Annotated in this window: 18 protein-coding genes; 3 read left to right on the top strand and 15 right to left on the bottom strand. The window is 71.7% G+C overall.

Annotated elements, in window-relative coordinates:
• The first annotated feature begins 75 nt into the window (after positions 1-75).
• Positions 76-1,173 carry a PQQ-dependent sugar dehydrogenase gene (locus ACFO3Q_RS16245; protein ID WP_377005852.1) on the top strand — a complete coding sequence of 366 codons (1,098 nt, stop codon included), beginning with the start codon at positions 76-78 and terminating at the stop codon, positions 1,171-1,173.
• Positions 1,174-1,263: 90 nt separating this feature from the next.
• Here ACFO3Q_RS16245 and ACFO3Q_RS16240 read toward each other — a convergent pair whose 3' ends face one another.
• Both ACFO3Q_RS16240 and ACFO3Q_RS16235 read right to left on the bottom strand, forming a co-directional pair.
• The gene (locus ACFO3Q_RS16240; protein ID WP_377005850.1) at positions 1,264-3,102 is read right to left on the bottom strand and encodes a DUF885 domain-containing protein; all 1,839 of its coding nucleotides are present in this window, start codon (positions 3,100-3,102) and stop codon (positions 1,264-1,266) included.
• Positions 3,103-3,683: 581 nt separating this feature from the next.
• Entirely contained in the window at positions 3,684-4,997 is a 1,314-nt protein-coding gene (locus ACFO3Q_RS16235; protein ID WP_377005897.1) for a hypothetical protein, read from the bottom strand.
• A gap of 123 nt (positions 4,998-5,120) precedes the next feature.
• Here ACFO3Q_RS16235 and ACFO3Q_RS16230 point away from each other — a divergent pair, with 123 nt between their 5' ends.
• A complete protein-coding gene (locus ACFO3Q_RS16230) occupies positions 5,121-5,663 on the top strand; it encodes a DUF2059 domain-containing protein (RefSeq protein WP_377005848.1) in 543 nt (180 codons plus the stop codon).
• Between the two features lie 175 nt (positions 5,664-5,838).
• On the opposite strand, the gene ACFO3Q_RS16225 is transcribed toward ACFO3Q_RS16230, so the two are convergent.
• The 13 genes from ACFO3Q_RS16225 to ACFO3Q_RS16165 all read right to left on the bottom strand — a co-directional run bounded on the left by ACFO3Q_RS16225 (position 5,839) and on the right by ACFO3Q_RS16165 (position 18,345).
• Complete coding sequence (locus ACFO3Q_RS16225) at positions 5,839-6,447, bottom strand: hypothetical protein (RefSeq protein WP_377005846.1); 609 nt, start codon at positions 6,445-6,447, stop codon at positions 5,839-5,841.
• Between the two features lie 152 nt (positions 6,448-6,599).
• Positions 6,600-7,274 carry a hypothetical protein gene (locus ACFO3Q_RS16220; protein ID WP_377005843.1) on the bottom strand — a complete coding sequence of 225 codons (675 nt, stop codon included), beginning with the start codon at positions 7,272-7,274 and terminating at the stop codon, positions 6,600-6,602.
• A gap of 16 nt (positions 7,275-7,290) precedes the next feature.
• Entirely contained in the window at positions 7,291-8,031 is a 741-nt protein-coding gene (locus tag ACFO3Q_RS16215; protein WP_377005841.1) for an XAC2610-related protein, read from the bottom strand.
• Entirely contained in the window at positions 8,028-8,567 is a 540-nt protein-coding gene (locus tag ACFO3Q_RS16210; protein WP_377005839.1) for a hypothetical protein, read from the bottom strand. Before ACFO3Q_RS16210 ends, ACFO3Q_RS16215 begins: the two co-directional genes overlap by 4 nt.
• A 69-nt stretch (positions 8,568-8,636) precedes the next feature.
• The gene (locus ACFO3Q_RS16205) at positions 8,637-9,035 is read right to left on the bottom strand and encodes a hypothetical protein (protein ID WP_377005838.1); all 399 of its coding nucleotides are present in this window, start codon (positions 9,033-9,035) and stop codon (positions 8,637-8,639) included.
• A gap of 70 nt (positions 9,036-9,105) precedes the next feature.
• Positions 9,106-9,498: an STAS domain-containing protein gene (locus tag ACFO3Q_RS16200; protein WP_377005836.1), complete on the bottom strand. Its 393-nt coding sequence runs from the start codon at positions 9,496-9,498 to the stop codon at positions 9,106-9,108.
• The gene (locus ACFO3Q_RS16195; RefSeq protein ID WP_377005834.1) at positions 9,495-9,917 is read right to left on the bottom strand and encodes an ATP-binding protein; all 423 of its coding nucleotides are present in this window, start codon (positions 9,915-9,917) and stop codon (positions 9,495-9,497) included. Before ACFO3Q_RS16195 ends, ACFO3Q_RS16200 begins: the two co-directional genes overlap by 4 nt.
• On the bottom strand, positions 9,911-11,899 hold the full coding sequence (locus ACFO3Q_RS16190; protein WP_377005832.1) for a SpoIIE family protein phosphatase: 1,989 nt from the start codon (positions 11,897-11,899) through the stop codon (positions 9,911-9,913). Before ACFO3Q_RS16190 ends, ACFO3Q_RS16195 begins: the two co-directional genes overlap by 7 nt.
• 316 nt (positions 11,900-12,215) lie before the next feature.
• A complete protein-coding gene (locus ACFO3Q_RS16185; protein ID WP_377005830.1) occupies positions 12,216-12,881 on the bottom strand; it encodes an ankyrin repeat domain-containing protein in 666 nt (221 codons plus the stop codon).
• Between the two features lie 156 nt (positions 12,882-13,037).
• Entirely contained in the window at positions 13,038-14,831 is a 1,794-nt protein-coding gene (locus ACFO3Q_RS16180) for a Tle-like phospholipase domain-containing protein (RefSeq protein ID WP_377005828.1), read from the bottom strand.
• Between the two features lie 319 nt (positions 14,832-15,150).
• Positions 15,151-15,915 (bottom strand): hypothetical protein, encoded by a 765-nt coding sequence (locus tag ACFO3Q_RS16175; RefSeq protein WP_377005826.1) that lies wholly within the window; start codon positions 15,913-15,915, stop codon positions 15,151-15,153.
• A gap of 159 nt (positions 15,916-16,074) precedes the next feature.
• On the bottom strand, positions 16,075-17,922 hold the full coding sequence (locus ACFO3Q_RS16170) for a 3'-5' exonuclease (RefSeq protein ID WP_377005824.1): 1,848 nt from the start codon (positions 17,920-17,922) through the stop codon (positions 16,075-16,077).
• A gap of 246 nt (positions 17,923-18,168) precedes the next feature.
• Complete coding sequence (locus tag ACFO3Q_RS16165; protein ID WP_377005822.1) at positions 18,169-18,345, bottom strand: hypothetical protein; 177 nt, start codon at positions 18,343-18,345, stop codon at positions 18,169-18,171.
• 263 nt (positions 18,346-18,608) lie between these two features.
• Here ACFO3Q_RS16165 and ACFO3Q_RS16160 point away from each other — a divergent pair, with 263 nt between their 5' ends.
• Complete coding sequence (locus tag ACFO3Q_RS16160; RefSeq protein WP_377005820.1) at positions 18,609-18,896, top strand: SWIB/MDM2 domain-containing protein; 288 nt, start codon at positions 18,609-18,611, stop codon at positions 18,894-18,896.
• Positions 18,897-18,981: the final 85 nt, after the last annotated feature.

The following is an 18,981-nucleotide window of genomic DNA, read 5'->3' as shown; positions in this document are numbered from 1 at the left end:
GACTGGCCGACGTTTGCGGCGGTATCGGCGGCGATGCCGTTACCGATCTTCCACGTCCCGGATGGAGCCAAGGTGATGACTCGATTCCTGCTGACCCTTTCGTTGACGGCCCTGTTCGCCATCGCATCGGTGGCGCGTGCCGAGTACCGGGTGGAAACCGTGGCCGAGGGACTCGAGCACCCGTGGTCGCTGGCCTTCCTCCCCGACGGACGGATGCTCGTCACCGAGCGTCCCGGCCGGCTGCGCGTGATCGAGAACGGGCAGCTCCGCGAGGCTCCGGTCGAAGGCGTGCCTCCGGTCCTCGACGCGCAGCAGTCCGGCCTGCTCGAAGTGCTGCCCGCGCCGGACTTCGCCGAGACCGGCACGCTGTTTCTGAGCTACGTGCACGGCGACAGGCGGGCCAACCACACCCGGCTGGCGCGCGCGCGCTTCGACGGCGAACGCCTGCACGACGTGCAGCCGATCTTCACCACCATGCCGGCCAAGTCCGGCGCCGTGCACGGCGGCGGCCGGCTGCTCCTGCTGTCAGACGGCACCCTGCTGATGAGCATGGGCGACGGGTTCTTCTTCCGCGAGGAATCGCAGAAGCTCGACAGCCACATCGGCACCGTCGTGCGGATCAACACCGACGGCAGCGTGCCGGAGGACAACCCCTTCGTCGGGCGCGCCGACGTGCTTCCGGAGATCTACAGCTACGGCCACCGGCACATCCAGGCGCTGGTGTACGACCCGGCGACCCAGCGCATCTACTCGCACGAGCACGGTCCGCGCGGCGGCGACGAGCTCAACGTCCTCCAGCCCGGCGGCAACTACGGCTGGCCGCTGGTCAGCGAGGGGCGAGACTACAGCCGCGCGCTGATCACGCCGTTCACCCGCATGCCGGGGATGATCGATCCCCTCCTGGTCTGGACGCCCTCGATCGCGCCGGCGGGCATGGCGCTGTACGACGGCGACCTGTTCCCGCAGTGGCGGGGCGACCTGTTCGTCGCGGCGCTGGCGGAGAAGACCATCCGCCGCGTGTCCATGTCGGAGGACGGCACGCCCGGCGAGCAGGAGATCATGCTCGCCGACCTCGGCGAACGCATGCGCGACGTGCGCGTGGGGCCCGACGGCGCGCTCTACGTGCTCACCGACGAGGAGGACGGGCGGCTGCTGCGCATCGTGCCGCGCTGAGCGGGCCCGGAACGACGCCGCCCGCTGCGCAGGCAGCGGGCGGCGGGGGATCGCGGGCGGGCCTCGCGCCCGCGCGGACGCGGTAGCGGCTCAGCCGCCGGCCCGGACCTCGGCGATGTAGGCGTCCACTTCGCGCTCCAGCAGGGGCAGGGGCACCACGCCGGTCAGCAGCACCCGGTTGTGGAACTGGCGCGGATCGAAGCGCTCGCCGAGCGCATCGCGCGCCTTGTCGCGCAGGCGGATGATCTCGAGCTGGCCGATCTTGTAGGACGTGGCCTGGCCCGGCATCACCACGTAGCGGTCGACCTCGGAGGGCGGGATGCCGTAGTCGATCGCCTGCTGGCGGGTCCAGCGCATGGCGTGCAGGCCGGTGTCCACGACCAGGCGGCGCGCTCGGAACAGCTCGGCGTCGAGCTGGCCGAGCAGGCCCTCCGGGTCGCCTTCGTACCAGCCTTCCTCGGCGGCGAGCCGCTCGGAGTACAGCGCCCAGCCCTCGCTGAAGGCCGAGATGCCGCCGAGCGCGCGGGTCTGGCGGAACTTCGGCAGCTCGGTGTTCTCGACCGACAGCGCGATCTGGAAGTGATGGCCGGGGACGGTCTCGTGGTAGGTGAGGGTGCGCAGCCCGAACTTCGTCAGCCGGTTGGGGCGCAGCGGCATCTGGAACACGCCCGGGCGCGACCCGTCGAGCGGCGGCGCGGTGTAGCTCGCGGCGGCCGCGGCCCAGCGGTATTCCGGATACGGGCGGGCGATGACGTCGCTCTTCGGCACGATGTCGAACAGCGCCTCGGAGCGCGCCTTGGCGTCGACGATCATGGTGTCGATGTCGGCCATGATGGCCGCGCGGCCGGCATCGTCGTCGGAGTAGGCGAGGTCGCGGCTGAGCTGGGTCACGCGGTCCCTGACGCTGCCCTCGGTGCGGCCGAGCGAGCGCAGGATGGCGTCCATCTCGCCCTCGATGCGCGCGACCTCGTCCAGGCCGATCTGGTGGATCTGCTCGGGCGTGAGGTCGGTGGAGGTGAAGCGGCGCAGCTGGTGCCGGTAGTAGGCGTCGCCGCCCGGCAGGCGCCACGCGCCGGCGTCGTCGGTGGCCTGCGCGCGCTGGCCGTCGAGCATGGCGATGGCCCGCTCCCACGCGGGATAGACCTGCTCTCCGACGATGCGCGTGGCCTCGGCGACGAAGCCCGCGCGCTGCGCGTCGTCGACGCCGTCGGCGTCGCCCAGCTTGTCGTCGAGCGTGGTCACCAGCGGGTTCTGCGCCGGCGGCGTGGAGATGAAGTGCTGCATCTGCGCGATCGTCTGGTCGAGGATGAAGCGCGGCGGCAGGATGCCCTTCGCGGCCATGTCCTCGGCGCGCTCCACCGCCTCGCCCATGCGCTGCTCGAACTGGCCCAGGCGCGCGATGTAGTTGTCCGCGTCCTGCACGCTGGCGAGCGGGTGGATCACCGTCATCAGGTTGGGCAGGCCGACGTTGACCCCGCTCATCTGCTGCAGCGGGAAGCTGTAGTCGCGGAACTCCGCGCCCTCGACGATGCCTTCCAGCAGCCACTGCATGAGCTCGGCCGAGACGCGCTCGGTGTCGCTCATCGCGGCGCGGTCGAAGCGCGCCAGCTGCGCTAGGCCTTCGCGGGCCAGGGCCACCGTCTCGTCGTGGAACTCGCGGGTCTGCGGCGTCAGCTCGCGGTCCAGGCGCGCCTGCAGCTCCCCTTCGAAGAAGCGGCTGCCGGTCGAAGCCGACGGCTGGCGCTGCATCCAGGTGTCGGTGAAGCTCGCGAAGAACGCGCTGACCGAGCCGGGTTGTTCCGCACCGGCGGCCGCCGTCGTCGTCTCGCCCGCGCGTGGCGGCGCGGAGGTCCCGCCGCAGCCGGCGAGCAGGGCGGCCGACAGGCCGAGGGCAAGGGGGAGGGCGCGGAAGCGGAGGTTCGGATGCACGGGCGTGAGGTCCTCGAGACGGGCGAAACCCGATTCTAGGCACATCGCCCGCGCGGGCTGCTGCCCCATCGGTCACGGTGCGAGGGCGAGGAGTGAGTGGAGAGGAGTGGGGAACGCCCTGCACGCTCGAGCGCCCGGCTCGTTCCCCCGCCTGCGGGGAAGGCCGGGATGGGAACGAGCGCGCGCAGCGCGCTGCGTCCCTCGGCGGCAGCCAGGAGCAAGCGCTTCCGCGCTCTGGGCGGGGCCTGCTTTCGTGCTGGGAAACGTAGGCAGGACCGCTCCCGCCGGCTCGCGGGCCGGGCCGCCTGCAGGTGCCCTGCGCGTCGCGGCGCGGGCGGCGGCCGAACTCGTTTCGCCCGGGCAACCGTCGCCTGTGTCCCGCCGGCGCCTGCGATGCCCGGCCCGTTTCAAGGCGGGATGCGGAGCAAGCGCAACGGCGCACAGCGCCTCGTGCCGCCCCTCCGCTGCTGCCCGCGGAGGGACGGGGCGAGACGCGCATGGCGAGAAGCGGGAAGCAAGGTCAGGCAGCCGCGCCTTCCCTCGCCTCTCGTTCCTCATCCCTCATTCCGCGCCCATCGCCGTTACGGCGAGTCGCCCTGCACGCGGAACGGGACGTTGGCGTAGGCCGCGTGTCCCTGGCCGTCGTGCGCCTCGACGAACAGCCGGTAGTGGCCGGGCTGCGCGGGCGCAGTCAGTTCGACCGTGCCGGGCGCGGTCTCGGTGAAGCGGACAGCGACGTCGGGCGGGACCTCCTCCGGGTCGCCGCCGACCGAGGTGGCGGTGCTCTCCTCGAGCACGCGCCAGCGGAAGGTCAGTGGGTCGCCGTCGGGATCGATCGCCTCGATGCGCGCGGTGTAGGTCCGGCCCGGGTGCAGGGTCACGCTCTCGGTCGCGGTGCGGCCGTCCAGCGTGGGCAGGCCCACCTGCGGGCTGCGGTTGGACGGCCACTCGCCCGTCCACAGGTACTGCATGGCGTCCACGCGCGGCGTCGCCTCGCCGGTCGGCAGGAACAGCCCGTACCAGGTCGGCGTGCGCTCCTGCTTCTGGCCCCAGAGAAAGACGTAGCTGCCCAGGCCCTGGCGGCGGTCCGCGGCGATGGTGCCGCGATAGCGCTCCACCAGCAGCTCCGCCTTGCGCGTGGCGGTGTCCTCCACCGCGGCGCCCCACTGCGTCAGCGGGCTTTCCCAGTGGCCGGTCGGGCCCCACTCGGTGACGACGTAGGGACCGGTCCAGTCGCTGGCGGCCAGCTTGGCGGGCAGGGTGTCCAGGTCGCCGTAGAGCTGGATGCCGAGCAGGTCCAGCGACGGCGCGCGGGCCTTGATCTCGGCGATCAGGGCCGGGTCGAAGCCGGCCAGGGTGGTCATCACGGGATGGTTGGGATCGACCTCGTGGATCATCCGCACGATGCCCTCGACCGCATCCCATACCGCGGGGTTGGTCGACTCCAGGTTCAGTTCGTTGCCCGCGACCCACACCAGCAGGGCGGGGTGGTCCCTGTAGGCCATCACTTCGCCGCGGATGCGCTCCAGTTGCGCCGCGACCGCGGCCGGGTCGTCGTAGTCGAAGCCGTGGCGCTCGCGCGCCACCTCGATGCCCATGGCCACCCTCAGCCCGAGGCGCTGCGCGGTGTCGAGCAGCGCGCGCGTCTCCTCGACGGTGGCGCCCGGGCCCCAGGTGCGGATGGAGTTGCCGCCGCGTGCGGCCAGTTCCTCCATGCGGCTCGTGCCGCCGGCGCCCTTGACGTAGAACGGCGCGCCGTCGACGAGCAGGCGCCATGCGCCGTCGTCGTCCTGCGCGAGGCGCACCACCGAGGGCGCGCTCTCCGGCGTTGCGGCCGTCGGTACGGCGAAGGCGACGGGCGCGCACAGCGCGAGGGCGACGAACAGCAGGGACATCGGGCGCATCGAATTCCTCCGGAACGGCAGCCATCTCATGATGGCAGGAGAGCGGCGAGGATGCTCCGTCGCCGGCTATCCTTCCCGACTCGAGCGGGCGTGCCGCAGATGGGGAGACGTGGGATGACGCGATGGATCCTGGCTGTACTGCTGTCGATAGGTCCGGGAGTACCAGGAGCCGTCGGTAGCGATCTTGCGAGCAGAGAGTCGGTATACGAACTGCTCGAACTGACGGAGGCCAGGAACCTCCTGGACTCGACGATGGCGCAGATGGAGGGATATCTGGAGGCTGCCACGGCGCAGGCGCTTGCCGGCCGGGAGCCCTCCGTCGACGAGAAGGCGATACTGAAGGCGCAGCATGCGAGGCTGCTGCAGGTCTTCGGCGAGATCATGAGCTGGGAAGCTCTGGAGCCCCTGTACGTGGAAATGTACGAGGAGACCTTCACCCAGGAAGAGATTGAGGGTCTGCTCGAGTTCTATCGGAGCGACCTGGGACGTGCGATGGTGACGAAGATGCCCGGGCTCATGCATCGGACCGTGTCGCTGGTGCAGGAACGCATGGCCGCTGCCCAGCCGCGGCTACAGGAGATGCAGGCGGAGATGATGAAAGACATCTCGAGGATGCTCGAGCTGCGGAACGCGCCGCCCGTCCTTCAACAGGATTAGTCGGGAAGGGTACGTATCGGCGTTTCACCAACGCGTGCGCGAGGTGAAGGCGGCCGCTTGGCAGCCGCCTTGGCGCATTTCCCGTGCAGAGCGGCGGGTCCCCCGCCCACCGCCGTGCCGTCAGGCCCGACGCCCGCCGTTCCCGGCGGTGGTGCCGGGGCGGGCGATGGGGACGTCAGAACACGACCTGGACGTTTGCCGCAGGCATCTCATCGACGAGGACGTTGCAGTCACGCCCTACTTCCACGGCGGAGAAGGTGAGCGCCGCCGCGCGTATTTCTTCTTCCGTCGCGTCAGGAAGAGCGCGCCTTGCGAACGCGATCCTGTCGGCCGGCGGCTCGTCGGGCCTCTCCAGTTGCGGGGTGCAGGTCAGCGAGATCTGGTGCCTGCGATAGGTGCCCGATACCGATTCGGCGACCTCGTCGTCGATTCCCCTCAGAACCTGCCGGCGGGAGACGAGCAGCCTGTACACGTCGTGGCTGAAAAAGCCCTGTGTGACGCAGAGCGAGGCGGGCGTCGAGCGTCCCCGGAGTTCGAGCGAGAGGTCGGCGCAGACCTCCTGGCGTATCACTGCGCGCAACGGCTCCGCAGAGGTCGCGTCGGGAGACGAAAGTGCGAGCAGAGCGCCCAGGCATGCAGCCGCTTGTGTCTTCTTCATGGCGTTTCCGTGTGAGTGAGGTTTCTTCCTGTTCCGGTCGCCTGGCCGCAGCGGTCGGAGACGGGCGTGCCGCGCCTCGTTCGGCGCGAAGCCGTGCGGGAACGCCGTGTGGATCGTCGCGTTCATGGGACCCCGTCATCGTCGATCGCGCCTCCGGTGTCCGAGCCGGCAATGGCGAAACGCCAGGAGGAGAGGACACGCAGTGCCCATGACCGACGCGCGGATTAAAGCAGTCGATGCGGCTTGCGGGGAGTAGGGACTATCCCGACGCCGGCGGCTCAGTCCCCCGTGCCTGGCGGGGTGCGGCGGTACACGTTGTCGAAGCGCACGTTCAGGCCGCCGCAGAGGGCGTTGTCGTGCACGACGAGGAGGTCGGCGCCCACGCGCTCCATCCAGAGCGTGCAGCCGTTGCCGTCGCCGGGCTCGTCGATGCGCACGCGGTTGCGCTCGGGCCGGCCGGTGCCGTGCACCTCGCCCACGTTGACGTTGCCGGCGATGCCGTGCCACGTCGCCGCGCCCGTCACCGCGATGCGTCCGTCGTCGAGGTTGCGCACCTGCAGCGATGCCGTGTCGTGGAACGTGCTCCAGTCGCCCTCGAAGTCGTCCGGCGTCGTGGCCGGTTCGACCGCGATGCGCGCGGCGGGCAGCCAGCCGACGAAGGCGCGGTCGGTGCCGGAGTACCACACGCAGGTCCATTCGCCGTGCGCGTGCGCCAGCAGCACCGCGTCGCCCGGAACCAGGTAGGCCCGCTCGCGGCAGCCATCGCCGTGCGGGCATTCGCCTGCCGGCCAGTCGCGATGGAAGTGCACGCGTGGACCCGGGCCGATCGTGCCCATGCGGAAGCCGCCCTCGTACTCCGGGAACAGGCCGTTGCGACACGGCGGCGCGTCCTCCGTGCGTGCGGGCGCGGCGATGGCTGCGCAGGCGAGGAGAAGGACGGGCAGCAGGCGCATGGGCGGGACGTCCAGGTCAGGGATCGTCGTGCGAGGCGCAGCCGTCGCCCGCGAGGGGCAGCCAGCCGATCGTGCCCTCGTCGAACACGGGCAGCTCGGTGCAGGTCCGGGTCGTGTCGCCGACGACGCCCTGCACCGTGCGCGCGGTCTCGCTGCGGATGCGGATTGGCGCGCTCCCCGGGGCGGCCTCCTGCCAGACGTCGATGCGGATGCGCGACGGGTCGAGCATGCCTTCCGGCGTGGTCGGCGTGCAGTGGGCCGCGACGTCCGGGTCGAGCGTCGGGCGGCCGGCAACGTCGCGGAGTGCGCCCTGCCAGACGATGCGACCGTCGGCGTAGTCGGGTGCGACGTAGCACCCGCGCAGCTCGCCATCGACGCGTACCGGCATCATGTAGCTCTCGTCGCCGTCCACGTGCTCGAGCTCGCCGTCGCGCCACCGGAAGATGTCGACCCCGTGCCTGCAGCAGCCGTCGCGCCAGGTGTGCCAGACCAGGCGGCGCGCGGCGTCGAAGTTCGGCGTGGTGACCTGCAGCAGCGAAGCCGGCGCGCGTGCGAACCGGCCGGTCGCGGGATCGTACAGCCAGGCGTCCATCGGGATGTTCGGCCCGGCCGGCAGGAACTGCGCGATGGCGATGTCCGGCCAGCCGTCGAAGTCCATGTCCACGATTTCCGGAGTGAAGATCCCGCAGCTCCCGGTCGATTCGGTCTCCAGCGCCTGCACCCGCTCGCCGTCGCGGTAGAGCCGTATCCCTGTCACCGTCGGCAGGTTGCCGCAGCCCTGCGTGTCGTCCGGCAGCGCATCCGCGACCAGGCGGATCTCGAAGGGGAAGGGCGGTGCGTCGTCCGGTGCGACCGGCTCAGGGCGAGCGGCAGGACGCGGCGGCCGTCGGGGCTGCGCCAGGCGCCGTGCGGCAGGCCGTCGATCGCATCGAGTTCCCAGTGGCCGGTGGCGGCGGCCTCCGTGCGGGCAGCGCCGGCATCCTCTTCGCTCAGCACCGCGCCGCCGTCGACGGCGCGTCCGCGGAGGTAGAGGCGCCAGCGGGAGGCCTCGGTGCAGGGGGCGTAGCAGTAGCTCCCGCGGAGGAGGTCGGCGACGCGTTCCAGCTGCACCTCGACCGTGCGGCTGCCGAGCGTGCCGACGTAGCTGCGCGACCAGACCGGGAACTCGACGCCGTCCGCCGGCGCCTCGCCCGCGCGGCCGACGGCCGGTGCCGCCAGCAGCACGGCGAGGAAGGCGGGCAGCACCCGCCGGCGGGAACCCGCGGGGCCTCCGGGCGAAACGGTAGGCGACATGCACGTCCTTGGTTGCGGCCGTCGCGGGTGCGCCGGCGGGCGGAAGTATGCGCGCCGGCGGCGGTGCGGTCAGTCGGCCTTCGGTCGCCAGATGCGGCGCGTGCGGGCGCCGAGGGCGCCGAGGGCGTCGAGCCGTTCGCGCCAGACGAGATCGGCGACGACGCCCGCGCCCGCGCACGCCGCCAGCAGCACGGCGACCGCGGGCTGTCCCAACAGCCAGGGCACGCAGGCGAAGGCAAGCAGGGCGCGGGCGAGCAGCCCGAAGCGGCGTCGCGAACGCGGCGCCGCCATGAACGCCCAACCCGCGATCGCCGCGGAGGCCAGGGCGAAGGCGGTGCCGCCGGGGGCGACGCCGCGCTGGTGGAGGACGACTGCGGCGAGCGCGGAGGTCAGGCAGAGCGCGGCGAGCAGGCCGCGCTCCAGCGCGGCGCCGAGGCGGGAGGGTGCGGGTTCCAGGATGACGGGCACGGACGGGTTCCTTTTCCGATGGGTGCGATGCGTCGCCGCGACGCCCACGCGGGGCGCCGCGGTCGTGGGCTCAGCCCTGGGCGTCCTCGTCGTCGCCCATCACGACCTTGCGCTGCATGGCGTCGAGGTAGGCGTCGGCTTCCGCGACCGAGGTGAAGATCTCGTTCAGCGGCACGGCCTTGACGAGGTCGAAGACCTTCTGGATCTGCGGCTGGGGATTGACCACGACCACCTTGCCGCCGCGCGCGGAGAGCGCCTTGCGCGCCTTGAAGATCGAGCGGATGCCGGCGCTGCTGATGTACTCCAGCTCGGCGAGGTCGAGCACCAGGGACCGGGTGGCGCCCGCAAGCAGCGGCGCGAGCCTGTCGTCGAGGGCCTGGTAGGTGTGCGTGTCGAGGCGGCCTTGCAGGGCCACGTGCCGGATCTGGTCGCCGGTAGACAGGATGCGGATGTCCAGGCTCATGCGGGTTGCTCCATGGGGATTTTCAGTTTCACGCGCAGCAGGTTCTGGTCGCCTGCGCGCTCGTAGTGCAGTTCCTCGGCGAGCTGGCGGATCAGGTACAGCCCGAGGCCGCCGACCGGGCGGTCGAGGATGTCCGCGTCGAGGTCGGGCTCCTCGCTCTCCAGCGGGTTGAACGGCGCGCCGCCGTCGCGGAACTCCAGGCTCAGCACGCCGTCGTCGATCGACAGCTTGACCGACAGCTCCTGGCCTTCGCCAGCGCCGCCGTGCTCGATCGCGTTGCTCGCGAGTTCCTCGACGATCAGGCGCACGTCGCCGCGCACGCCGGGATCGACGCTGTGGCGCTCCAGGACCGCGTCGAGCGAGGTGTTGAGGTCGTCCAGCCGGGCGTACTCGCCCGGGACGATGAGGCTGATCAGCATGGTGCGTCTCCGTTGTCCGTCGCATCGGCGTTCCGGCGGATCGCCAGGATGGTGATGTCGTCCGACTGCGGCGCGCCGGCGGCGAAGGCATGGACCGCCGCCAGCAGGTGCCCGCAGTTCTCGTCGGCCGCGCGGTCGGCCCGCAGCGCCGCCTGGAGGCGGTCGTCCCCGAAGGCCTCGTCGTCCGCGTCGAAGGCTTCGGTGACGCCGTCGGTCCAGGCGATCAGGCTGTCGCCGGGGCCGAGCCGGCCGCGCCAGAGCGGGAAGTCCTCGTGGACCTCGAAGCCGAGCGGAGGGCCGCTGCCGAATTCGAGGCGCTCCGCGCGGCCGTCCGCGCGCAGCAGCAGCGGCGCTTCGTGGCCGGCGCTGGCGAGCATGCAGTCGCCGTTGCGCAGGTCGATGCAGCCGATCAGGGTGGTGATGAACATGCACGCGTCGTTGCCTTCGGCCAGCAGTTGCGAGGCGGTCGCCAGCACGTCCCGGGGCGAGGCCGCGCCCCACGAGGCGGTCTTCAGGATGGCGTCGCTGCGCGCCATGAACAGCGCGGCGGGGATGCCCTTGTCGGACACGTCGCCGATGCCGAACCAGAACACGTCCTCGTCGACATGGTAGCCGTAGAAGTCGCCCCCGACCTCCTTGGCCGGCTCGATGGCGGCGTGGACGTCCAGCACGAGTCCGGCGGGATGGACGATGCGCCGCGGCGGCGGGACCATCGAGCGCTGGATCTCGCGGGCGATCGACAGCTCGCTCGCCAGCTTCTGCCGCGCGGCGCTCATGGTCTCGATCTCCACGAGCTGGCGCTGGATGGAGGTGCGGGCGTCGTCCAGCGTGCGCGCCAGGTAGCCGACCTCGTCGTCGCGCCCGGTGTGCGGGACCGGGCGCTCGTACTCGCCGTTGTCCAGGTGGACGGCGGAGACGGTGAGATCCTCCACCGGGCGGCTGATGCGGTAGGCGAGCCGGTGCAGGGCCAGCAGGCTGAGCAGCGCCGCGAGGGCGCCGGCGGCGATCACCATCGCCAGCACCTGGTACAGGCGGCCGAGGATGCTCGCGTAGGAGACCGACATGATGACGCTGCCGCCGCTGACGCCGTTGGGTTCGACCGCGGTGAAGTAGCGCGTGCCGTCGCGCGGGTCGGTGTGGGAATACGAGAAGGTCTCGCGCCGACCGATCGGTCCGGTCAGGGGCCCGAGGTCGTCGCGGCCGGCCCGCTCGATGTAGTCGTTCAGGGTGTGCGTCAGGGCGATGCCCGGCTCGGGGTGGATGGCGATGAGCCCTTCCGGCGCCACCACCGCCACCTGCCACCCCGGCTGGGCGGCGTGGACGCCCGCGAGCGCTCGCATGCCGTCCAGGGTGAAGTCCATGCTGACCATGCCGCGCGGCCGGCCGTCGTCCGTCCCGCTCCGGAGCGGCTGGTTGTAGGTGATGGCCCAGATCCCCCCGGCGGTCTCGTTGAGGTAGGGCTCCGACCACCATCCGTCGGAGGAGGCCAGCGTCCGTCGGTACCAGTCCTGCGATGCGTAGTCGTAGCCGGTGGCGATGAAGTCGCGGTCGCGGCCGGTCTCCGAGACGTAGTAGGCGAAGAGGCGTTCGCCGGGCAGCGTCGGCTCCAGCGCCAGCATCGCGCCGGTGGCGCCGGGCGTGGCGTCGATCATCGCGCGCACCATGGACACCAGCTGGTCCGGTGCGAGCCGGGTGTTGTCGATGGTGTCGGCGATGCCGTTGCAGGTGACCGCGACCATGCGCAGCGCGTTGCCGATGCGCTGGGCGGCCTCCCGCGTTTCCTCGCGGATGTTCCGCTTCGTCTCCTCCAGGACCAGGTCGCGCGCGAAGCCCGCCGCGATCAGCAGGGCGAGCAGCAGCAGCGCCATGGTGATGGCGCCGGTCCAGAGGGTGATGCGGGTGCGCAGGCTGTGCCGCCAGGGCACCGTGATACCCGACCCCGGCGCCGCCTGCTTGCCGTGGATCCGAAACTCCTTCGGCATGCGTTCTCCTGATGCCCGGCGGGGATGATAGGGCGTCCGTGTGTCAGCCGGCGGCCGCGGCAGGCGGAGCGCCGCGCGGTCCTGGGTTCGTGTTCCCGCCCGGAAGGGACGGCGGGCTTTCTGACGTACGCGTTGCCGCGGCGCTCCGCGCGGCCGCCGGCAGGGTCGCGATGCTGCGATGGAGCCGCGCCTTGGCTGCGGCCGGGGTGGCCACGCCAGGTGTCAGTGGCCCCGCCGGGCATATCGGGAGCGGGTGGATGCGGTCCTCCGCGAGGGATGCTCCCTCGGCCGCGGGGCGTTGCCGCGGCGCTCGTCGTCAGTCTTGCAGCGCCGCCGCAGTGACGGGCACGCCCTGGCGGCGCAGGGTGGCGCCGATGCCGTCGAGGCTCCGCCTCGCCTCTCCGTGGAGCAGGTCCGGGTCGCCGTCGAACAGGTAGTCCTGGAAGGTGGCGCCGTTGGCGTCCGTGGCGCGCGGGTCGGCGCCGGCCTCGAGCAGGCGCAGGGTCATCGGCAGGTCGTTGATCGCGGCCGCCTGGTGCAGCGGCGTGGTGCCGTTGCGGTCCGCGGCGTCGAGACGCGCCCCGGCTTCGAGAAGGCGTTCGACGTTGCGCGGCAGGCGCGCCCGCAGTGCGTCGATCAGCGGCGGTGCGCCGGTGACCGTGTTCGGCTGGTCGGGCGACATGCCGTGGGCGAGGAGGGCGTCCAGCCACCAGGTCTCGCGGCCCATCGCCGCCAGGTGCAGCGCGGTCTGGCCGTCGCCGTTGCCGCGCGCGGGGTCCGCGCCCAGCGCCAGCAGCCTGCGGAAGGTCGTGCGGTCGTCGCGCAGCATCGCCCATTGCAGGAGCGGCAGGCCGTCGTCGTCCACCGCGTTCGGGTTGGCGCCGCCGGCGATCAGCTCTCGGGCGAGCGCCTCGTCGCCGTCGTGCAGTGCACGGGCGAGCGGGGCGGCGGTCGGGTTGCCGAAGGAGGTGCTGTCGGTCATGTCGGGAGTCTGCCGTGCGCATCCGGTGCCCATCACCAGTGCGAGCGCGAGCCCCAGGCCCGCGCGTCCGGGTGCGCATCGGCGGCGGACGGGCATGGCGAAGGCGGGGCGCATGTGCTCACCCTACACGGGGCGCGCGGGCGGGTGCGAGTGGCTTCAGCGTCCGAAGGGATTGAACTGGCCGAGCCAGCGCACGCCGTCGCCGATCGCCTCGCCGGTGCGGCGGACGCCGTTGCCGACGGTGTCGACCGCACGCTGGGCGCCGCTCCCCACGGCGTCCAGCACGGCTTCGGCGCCATTGCCGAGCCGGTCGGCGCGCTCCGAGACCCACTCGCCTGCGCGGGCGGAGGCGTCGCCGATGGCGCTGCCGGCGTTCTCCACGGCTTCCGCCAGCGGCCGGGTGGCGTCGCCGATGCCGAGGCGGTCGCCGACGTCGCGGAGCATGCTGCCGCCGAAGTCGGCCGTGTTCCGCAGGCCCTCGCCGGCGGTGCCGATGACCGTGTCGGCCACGTTGCCCACCGTGTCGATGCCCGCGTCGAGCACGTGGCCCGCGACGCGCGCGCTGCCCTCGACCACGTCGCCGCGCGCGAACGCGGTCTCCGCGACCTGGGCGATCTCGTCGCGCGTCTCGCGGAGGGTGCCCAGCACGTTGCCGCCCAGCTCGGCGCCCTGGCGGATGCCCGTGCTGAGCTGGTTGAACTGCAGCGTGCCGAGGTTGCCGGCGGTATCCCCGAGCAGGTTCCCGCCCACGCCGATGACCGTCTCCAGGCCGTCGCCGGCGAGGCCCAGCCCGGTGTCGATCAGGTACGCGGCACCGTCGGCCACGGTGCTGGCGGTCCGGCCGGTGGCCTCGAGGATGGCCGACGTCAGCGGCGACAGCGGGTTCGGGTTGGCGATGCGCACGAGCTGGCCCCCCACCACCAGTGCGCGCTCCAGGCCGTTGCCGATGCCGCTGATCACGCTGCCGAGGCCGCTGCCCGCGGCATCGAGACCATCGTCGACCGCGCTCCCCACGCGCTCCGGCAGGGTCGGGCGCAGTGCGGGATCCCAGGCGCGGTTGTCGCGCAGCGCGTCCACGTAGGGCGCGCCGTCCCCGCCGCCGCCGTGGAGGTCGATCGGATTGAAGGCCGAGCCCTCCGGGCGCGCGACCCGCAGCTCGCGGCCGACGGCCTCCGGCGGCGAGCCCACGAACGGCAGGCCGGGGATGTCCTGCTGCACCCCCGTCAGGACCTCTCCGTCGACGACGTAGCGGCGGATCTGGCCGCTGTCGGCGGCGGCCTCGCGCACCGCGTTCGGGTTGAAGCCCAGCGAGCGCAGTGTCTCGTCGCTCAGGCCCGCCGCATTGAAGGTGATGCCGGTGGCGCCGGTGGCGAGGGCGGCCGCCGAGGCCAGTCCGCCGCCGAGCGAGTGCCCGGTGACGATGACGTTGCCGTCGCCGAAGACCCGTTCCGCACGCTGCGCGAGCGCGATGGCGTCGCTGTACTGGCCGCTCTCGAAGCCCAGCCCCTGCAGTGCGTTGTGGCGGCCGTCGCCCGAGGGCCCGAGGCCCCAGTCGTCGGTGCCGCGGAAGGCCACCACGTACTCGCCGCTGTCGTTCTGGAAGATGGCGGCGTCGAATCCGTTGCGCGTGCTCAGCAGGGCCGGGTCGATGGGGATCGCGTTGCCGTCGGCATCCACCAGATGCCGGCCGTCCTCGCTCGGCTGCAGCCGCGTCCAGCCCGCCTCCTGGAGCGCCTGCTCGGTCTGCGGGTTGTCGGCCGCGTAGACGTCGTTCGCCATCAAGGACGCGGCGTAGTCCAGCTCCCGGTCCGGCACCGTTCCCGCGGCCCGCCCGCTGAAACCGCCGTCGCCCTGCGGCCAGCCCGCAGCCTGGTTGGCCGCGCGGAACAGCGACGACGCCGCCGATAGGGACGGGGTGACGAAGGGCGAGACCGCATTCACGGAGGACATGGCGCGAGATCCGGAGGTCTGGATGTCGGCACCGTACGGTGCCCATGTCGCAGCCGGGAAGCTGGTGCTTACCCTAGGCGGCGACCTCCGCACGCAGTTGCGCGCAAATATTCATGAGTGGACTCGGCGTCATGGTGGCTTCGCGGCCCGGGCTGCATGCATACGGCGGAGGGCAGGGTCGGCGCGAAACACCGACCGCATCGGGTCCCGCTCACTGCGTGCCCGCGGTCGATCGGATCCGAGAAGCGCGCATGTGGCGCATCACGGGCGGGTCCTTCCGGATCCCTGCCGGTCGCTTCTCACGACCCCGATGCGCACGTCAGGCCGGGGTCGCGTCCGGGGCTGTCCGCGCGTCGCCGCTGGCAAGCAGCTTGGGGCGTCGGAAAAGAAAGAGGATGGCGCCGAGAGGGATCGATGCCTGCAGGATGCTGGGCGCCCACTCCGACCATGTGGCACCAGCGGCGAGCAACTGCACGGTCAGGAAGTTCACGCCCACCTCGCCAGTCGCCAGATCCGCAGAGAATCCTCCCAGGCCGAGGAGGATGAAGATGATCCAGGGCCACTTGCGCCCGCGCAGGCGGCTCCGTATGCAGAGCGTGAGGGCTGCGAGCACCAGAACCGGCGCGAGCGCGGTGCCGGCGACGACGAGGTAGGTCTTCCAGCTCCATGCCTCGGGGCGCGCGCGGCTCGCGTCCTGAAGCGACGTCGCCCGCGGCTGCACATGCAGGCCGAGCAGGACGTCGTCGCGCGTCTGCACGATCACGAGGAGCCAACTGCTTCCGAAGTCGTACTGGTAGGTCAGCGTGAGGGACGGGCTGGTGCCGATCGAGCGGTGGGCGCCGACCAGTTCCACCGTGAGTGGGGCGGACGAGGGCACGAGACGCGCCATCGCCGCGAGTGCAGCGGTCGCCTGCGGCCCGCGCAGCGGAGCATCCAGGCGGCGTTCGATCGGCTCGAGATCCCCTTCCTGCAACAGCGCGACGTAGCGCTGCGCGGTGGCCTGTTCCGCTTCGGTCGCGATGCGCTGGAGCAGGTCCCGCTCGCTACAGGCGGTCAGGAGCACTGCAAGGAAGGCGATCAGCAAGGCACGGAGCATGGGCGGGCGATTCCGGATGTCGAAGGGCGAGCGCACGGGCTCGGAAGGTGGGGACAGTGGCTGCGTCCATCGCTGCGTGGCGGGGCGCTGCACGCCTGGACGCTCGTAGGCCGATGGCCTCTCGCGTCCTCCGGGCGAAACGCGACGTCACGCCGCTGGCTCGACCGTCGCTACGGGCGGGTGGTGGGTCCGCGTCATCACCAGCCTGCCCATCGCCCGCGTCATCCCCACATACAGCAGCCGCGCCTCGGCCGCGGGGTCGGCGTCGGGCGGGAGGGGCTGGTCGAGTCCCATCAGGTACACGGTCTCGAACTCCAGGCCCTTGCTGGAGTGCAGGGTCACGAGCTTCACGCTCGGCGGGCCGTCGAACAGGGCGCCCTTGTCCTTTCCCGTCGCGCAGCGGTAGGGCACGCGCAGGCGGGCGAGCTGCTTCTCGATCTCGCGGCCGTGGGTCCAGCGGTTGCGATAGAGCACGGCCATCCGGTCCGGGTTCTCGCCGTCGTCGAGCGCGTCACGGATGCGGCTGGCGACGACCTCGGCCTCGTGGCGGACGGAGTCGCAGTCGATCACCTCGGGTTCGGGGCCGCGGCGGCCGGCGCTCTCCGGCGGAATCACGTGCGGGCTGTCCTCGTCGCCGTCGCCGCCATCCAGGAGGTCGCCGGCGAAGGCGCGCGCGGCGGCCAGGATCTCCTGCGTGTTGCGATAGTTGAGCCGGAGGACGGTGGTGCGGCCCTTGGCCTGGATGCCGACGCTCGCGAAGCTGAACTTCCGCCGCTTCGGCGATGCGTAGATGGACTGGGCGTCGTCGTAGAGGACGAGGAGCGAGTTGGTCTCCGGGTCCACCATCTGCGCCACGAGGTGCAGCCAGTCGGGCTCGAAGTCGTGGCCCTCGTCGATGAGCACCGCACCGTACTGGCCACGCGGAATGGCCTTGGCTTCCACGCCGTCGATGACGGCCTGCACCTGGGCGGCGAAGTAGGCATCGTCGGGGTTGGGCGGGCGCTTCGGGCCGCGGACGGCGTAGGTGCGCAGCATGTCGCCGCACCAGGCGTGGAAAGTGCGCACGCTGACCTGCGCCTGCAGGCCGCGCGCGTCGATCAACTGGGCCAGGCGCGCGGCCAGCGTGCGGTTGTAGCAGAGCACCAGGATGGGCTTGTGCAGGCTGCGTGCGAGGTGCAGGCAGCGATAGCCGAGGATCATGGTCTTGCCGCTGCCGGCCACGCCGTGGATGACCCGGTGGCCGTCGCCCAGGCTGCGGGCGAGCTGTTCCTGCTGGAGGTCCATCACCCGGACGAGGTCGGGGATGGCGACCGGCTGCTCCTGGGCGAGCTGGTCGTCGGCGAAGATGTCGCCCTGCGTGGGCGAGGTGACGCGGATCTCGGGGAACAGGTGCCAGCGGATGCGATCGATCTGCGGAAGCGTCAACGGCTCGCGGAACTGGATGGGGAACATGGCCCACAGCCGCTCCTGGAAGGCTTCCGCGTCGGTGCTCTCGAGCATTTCGTCGCGGCAGATGGCCATGTGCGGAGGGATGACGTGCTCCAGCTCCATCTCGTCGAACTGGGCGCGGGTGATGCCGGTCAGCGCCACGCCGTGGCCCATCGGTACGCGCAGCTTGCCGGCCCAGCGGTGGCCTTCGGGCTGGCGCAGCGCCGGGTCGCGTTCGAGCACGGTCTGCAGCTCCAGCATGTACTGGCGTGCCTGCAGTACCGGGTTGAGCGTCGTGACCAGCCCGCGCTCGGTGAGCAGCTCCGCACTGGTGCGGTCGATGCGGTGCAGGGTGTCGGGCTTCCAGTCCTTGACCTCGAGCACCAGCAGGCCGCGCTGGGGGTGCAGTACCACCACATCGGCCTCGCGCCGGCGCGGGCCGATGTTCACGCTCACCCAGACCAGGTAGTCGTCTTCGAGTTTCTCGTCGAGGCGCGTCGCGAAGCGACGCTCGCCTGCCTGCATGCGCGTGGGCCAGCTGTTCCGTCCCGGAATCGTCGTCGCCATCCACTCCCCCAAGTGGTTCCCGTCCGTGGCGCAGCGGAGTAGGGCACAACCGCGAGGGGTTGCGCAATCGGGAGCGGCCCTACAACCGGCGAGCGGACCGCACCGGAGGCTCATGCCGCGCGGCGGGCATGGAGAAAGCGCCCCTGCGCGTTCATCCGGGCGGCGGTGACGGCGGCGAGCCGCGGGTCTACGTGCGGAGCAGGGCGATGTGGGCCGCACCCGCGGTGTACGGCTAGGCCCGTGCCCTCAGGTCGGGGGATCCTTCTGGCGGGTGCGCGAGACGGCGCTGACGATGCCGATGCCCAGGAGCACGATCACGCCGACGACGATCCACTGCGTCGACAGGCCGGCGAGGTGCGCGCCGTAGGCGAGGCCGCCGATCAGGACCAGCATTCCTGCGATGTAGAGTCCGAAGGAGGACATGGACGGAGCTCCTGCCGCGAGGGCGTGTGGATGGTGGCCGGAGCGTGCACAGGCCGCCGTGGAAGCGGCGTTGGCGCGACGGGCGGAACGGGCCCCGCGGGAACGGTGCGTGCGGCCGCTTCCGTCCCTCGCACGGCCGGGCTGAACATGGCCCGGGACCGGCACCGCGGCCTCACAGCCGGCTGCCGCCAAACCGGATACCCTGTCGCCGCGCCACCCCGCCCCCCACCAGCCGGGCAATCGGACACACAAGGAGAAGTTAAATGGCAACGAAGAAAGCGAGCGGGTCGAAGTCGAGCGGATCGAACGCGCAGGGCGGGCTCGCCCGGCCGGTGAAGCCGTCGGCGGACCTGGCGAAGATCACCGGCCCGGACCCGCTGCCGCGCAGCGAGGTCGTCAGCAAGATGTGGGACTACATCAAGAAGAACGATCTCCAGAACCCGCAGAACAAGCGCGAGATCATCTCCGACGACACCCTGCGTCCGATCTTCGGCGCGGACAAGGTCACCATGTTCGAGATGAACAAGCTGCTTTCCAAGCACCTCAGCTGATCTGCGACACCGCCTCGCGGGCCACGCCTGGCGTGGTACCGCGGGGCGCGGCCCTGCCGCCGCTTCGTTTCCCGCAGCCGGGCGG

Origin of the sequence: Coralloluteibacterium thermophilum, assembly GCF_042654365.1 — a bacterium.
GTDB classification, from domain to species: domain Bacteria; phylum Pseudomonadota; class Gammaproteobacteria; order Xanthomonadales; family Xanthomonadaceae; genus Coralloluteibacterium; species Coralloluteibacterium thermophilum.
The sequence above is the reverse complement of the archived record's forward strand: the minus strand, read 5'-3'. Positions and strand labels throughout refer to the sequence as shown.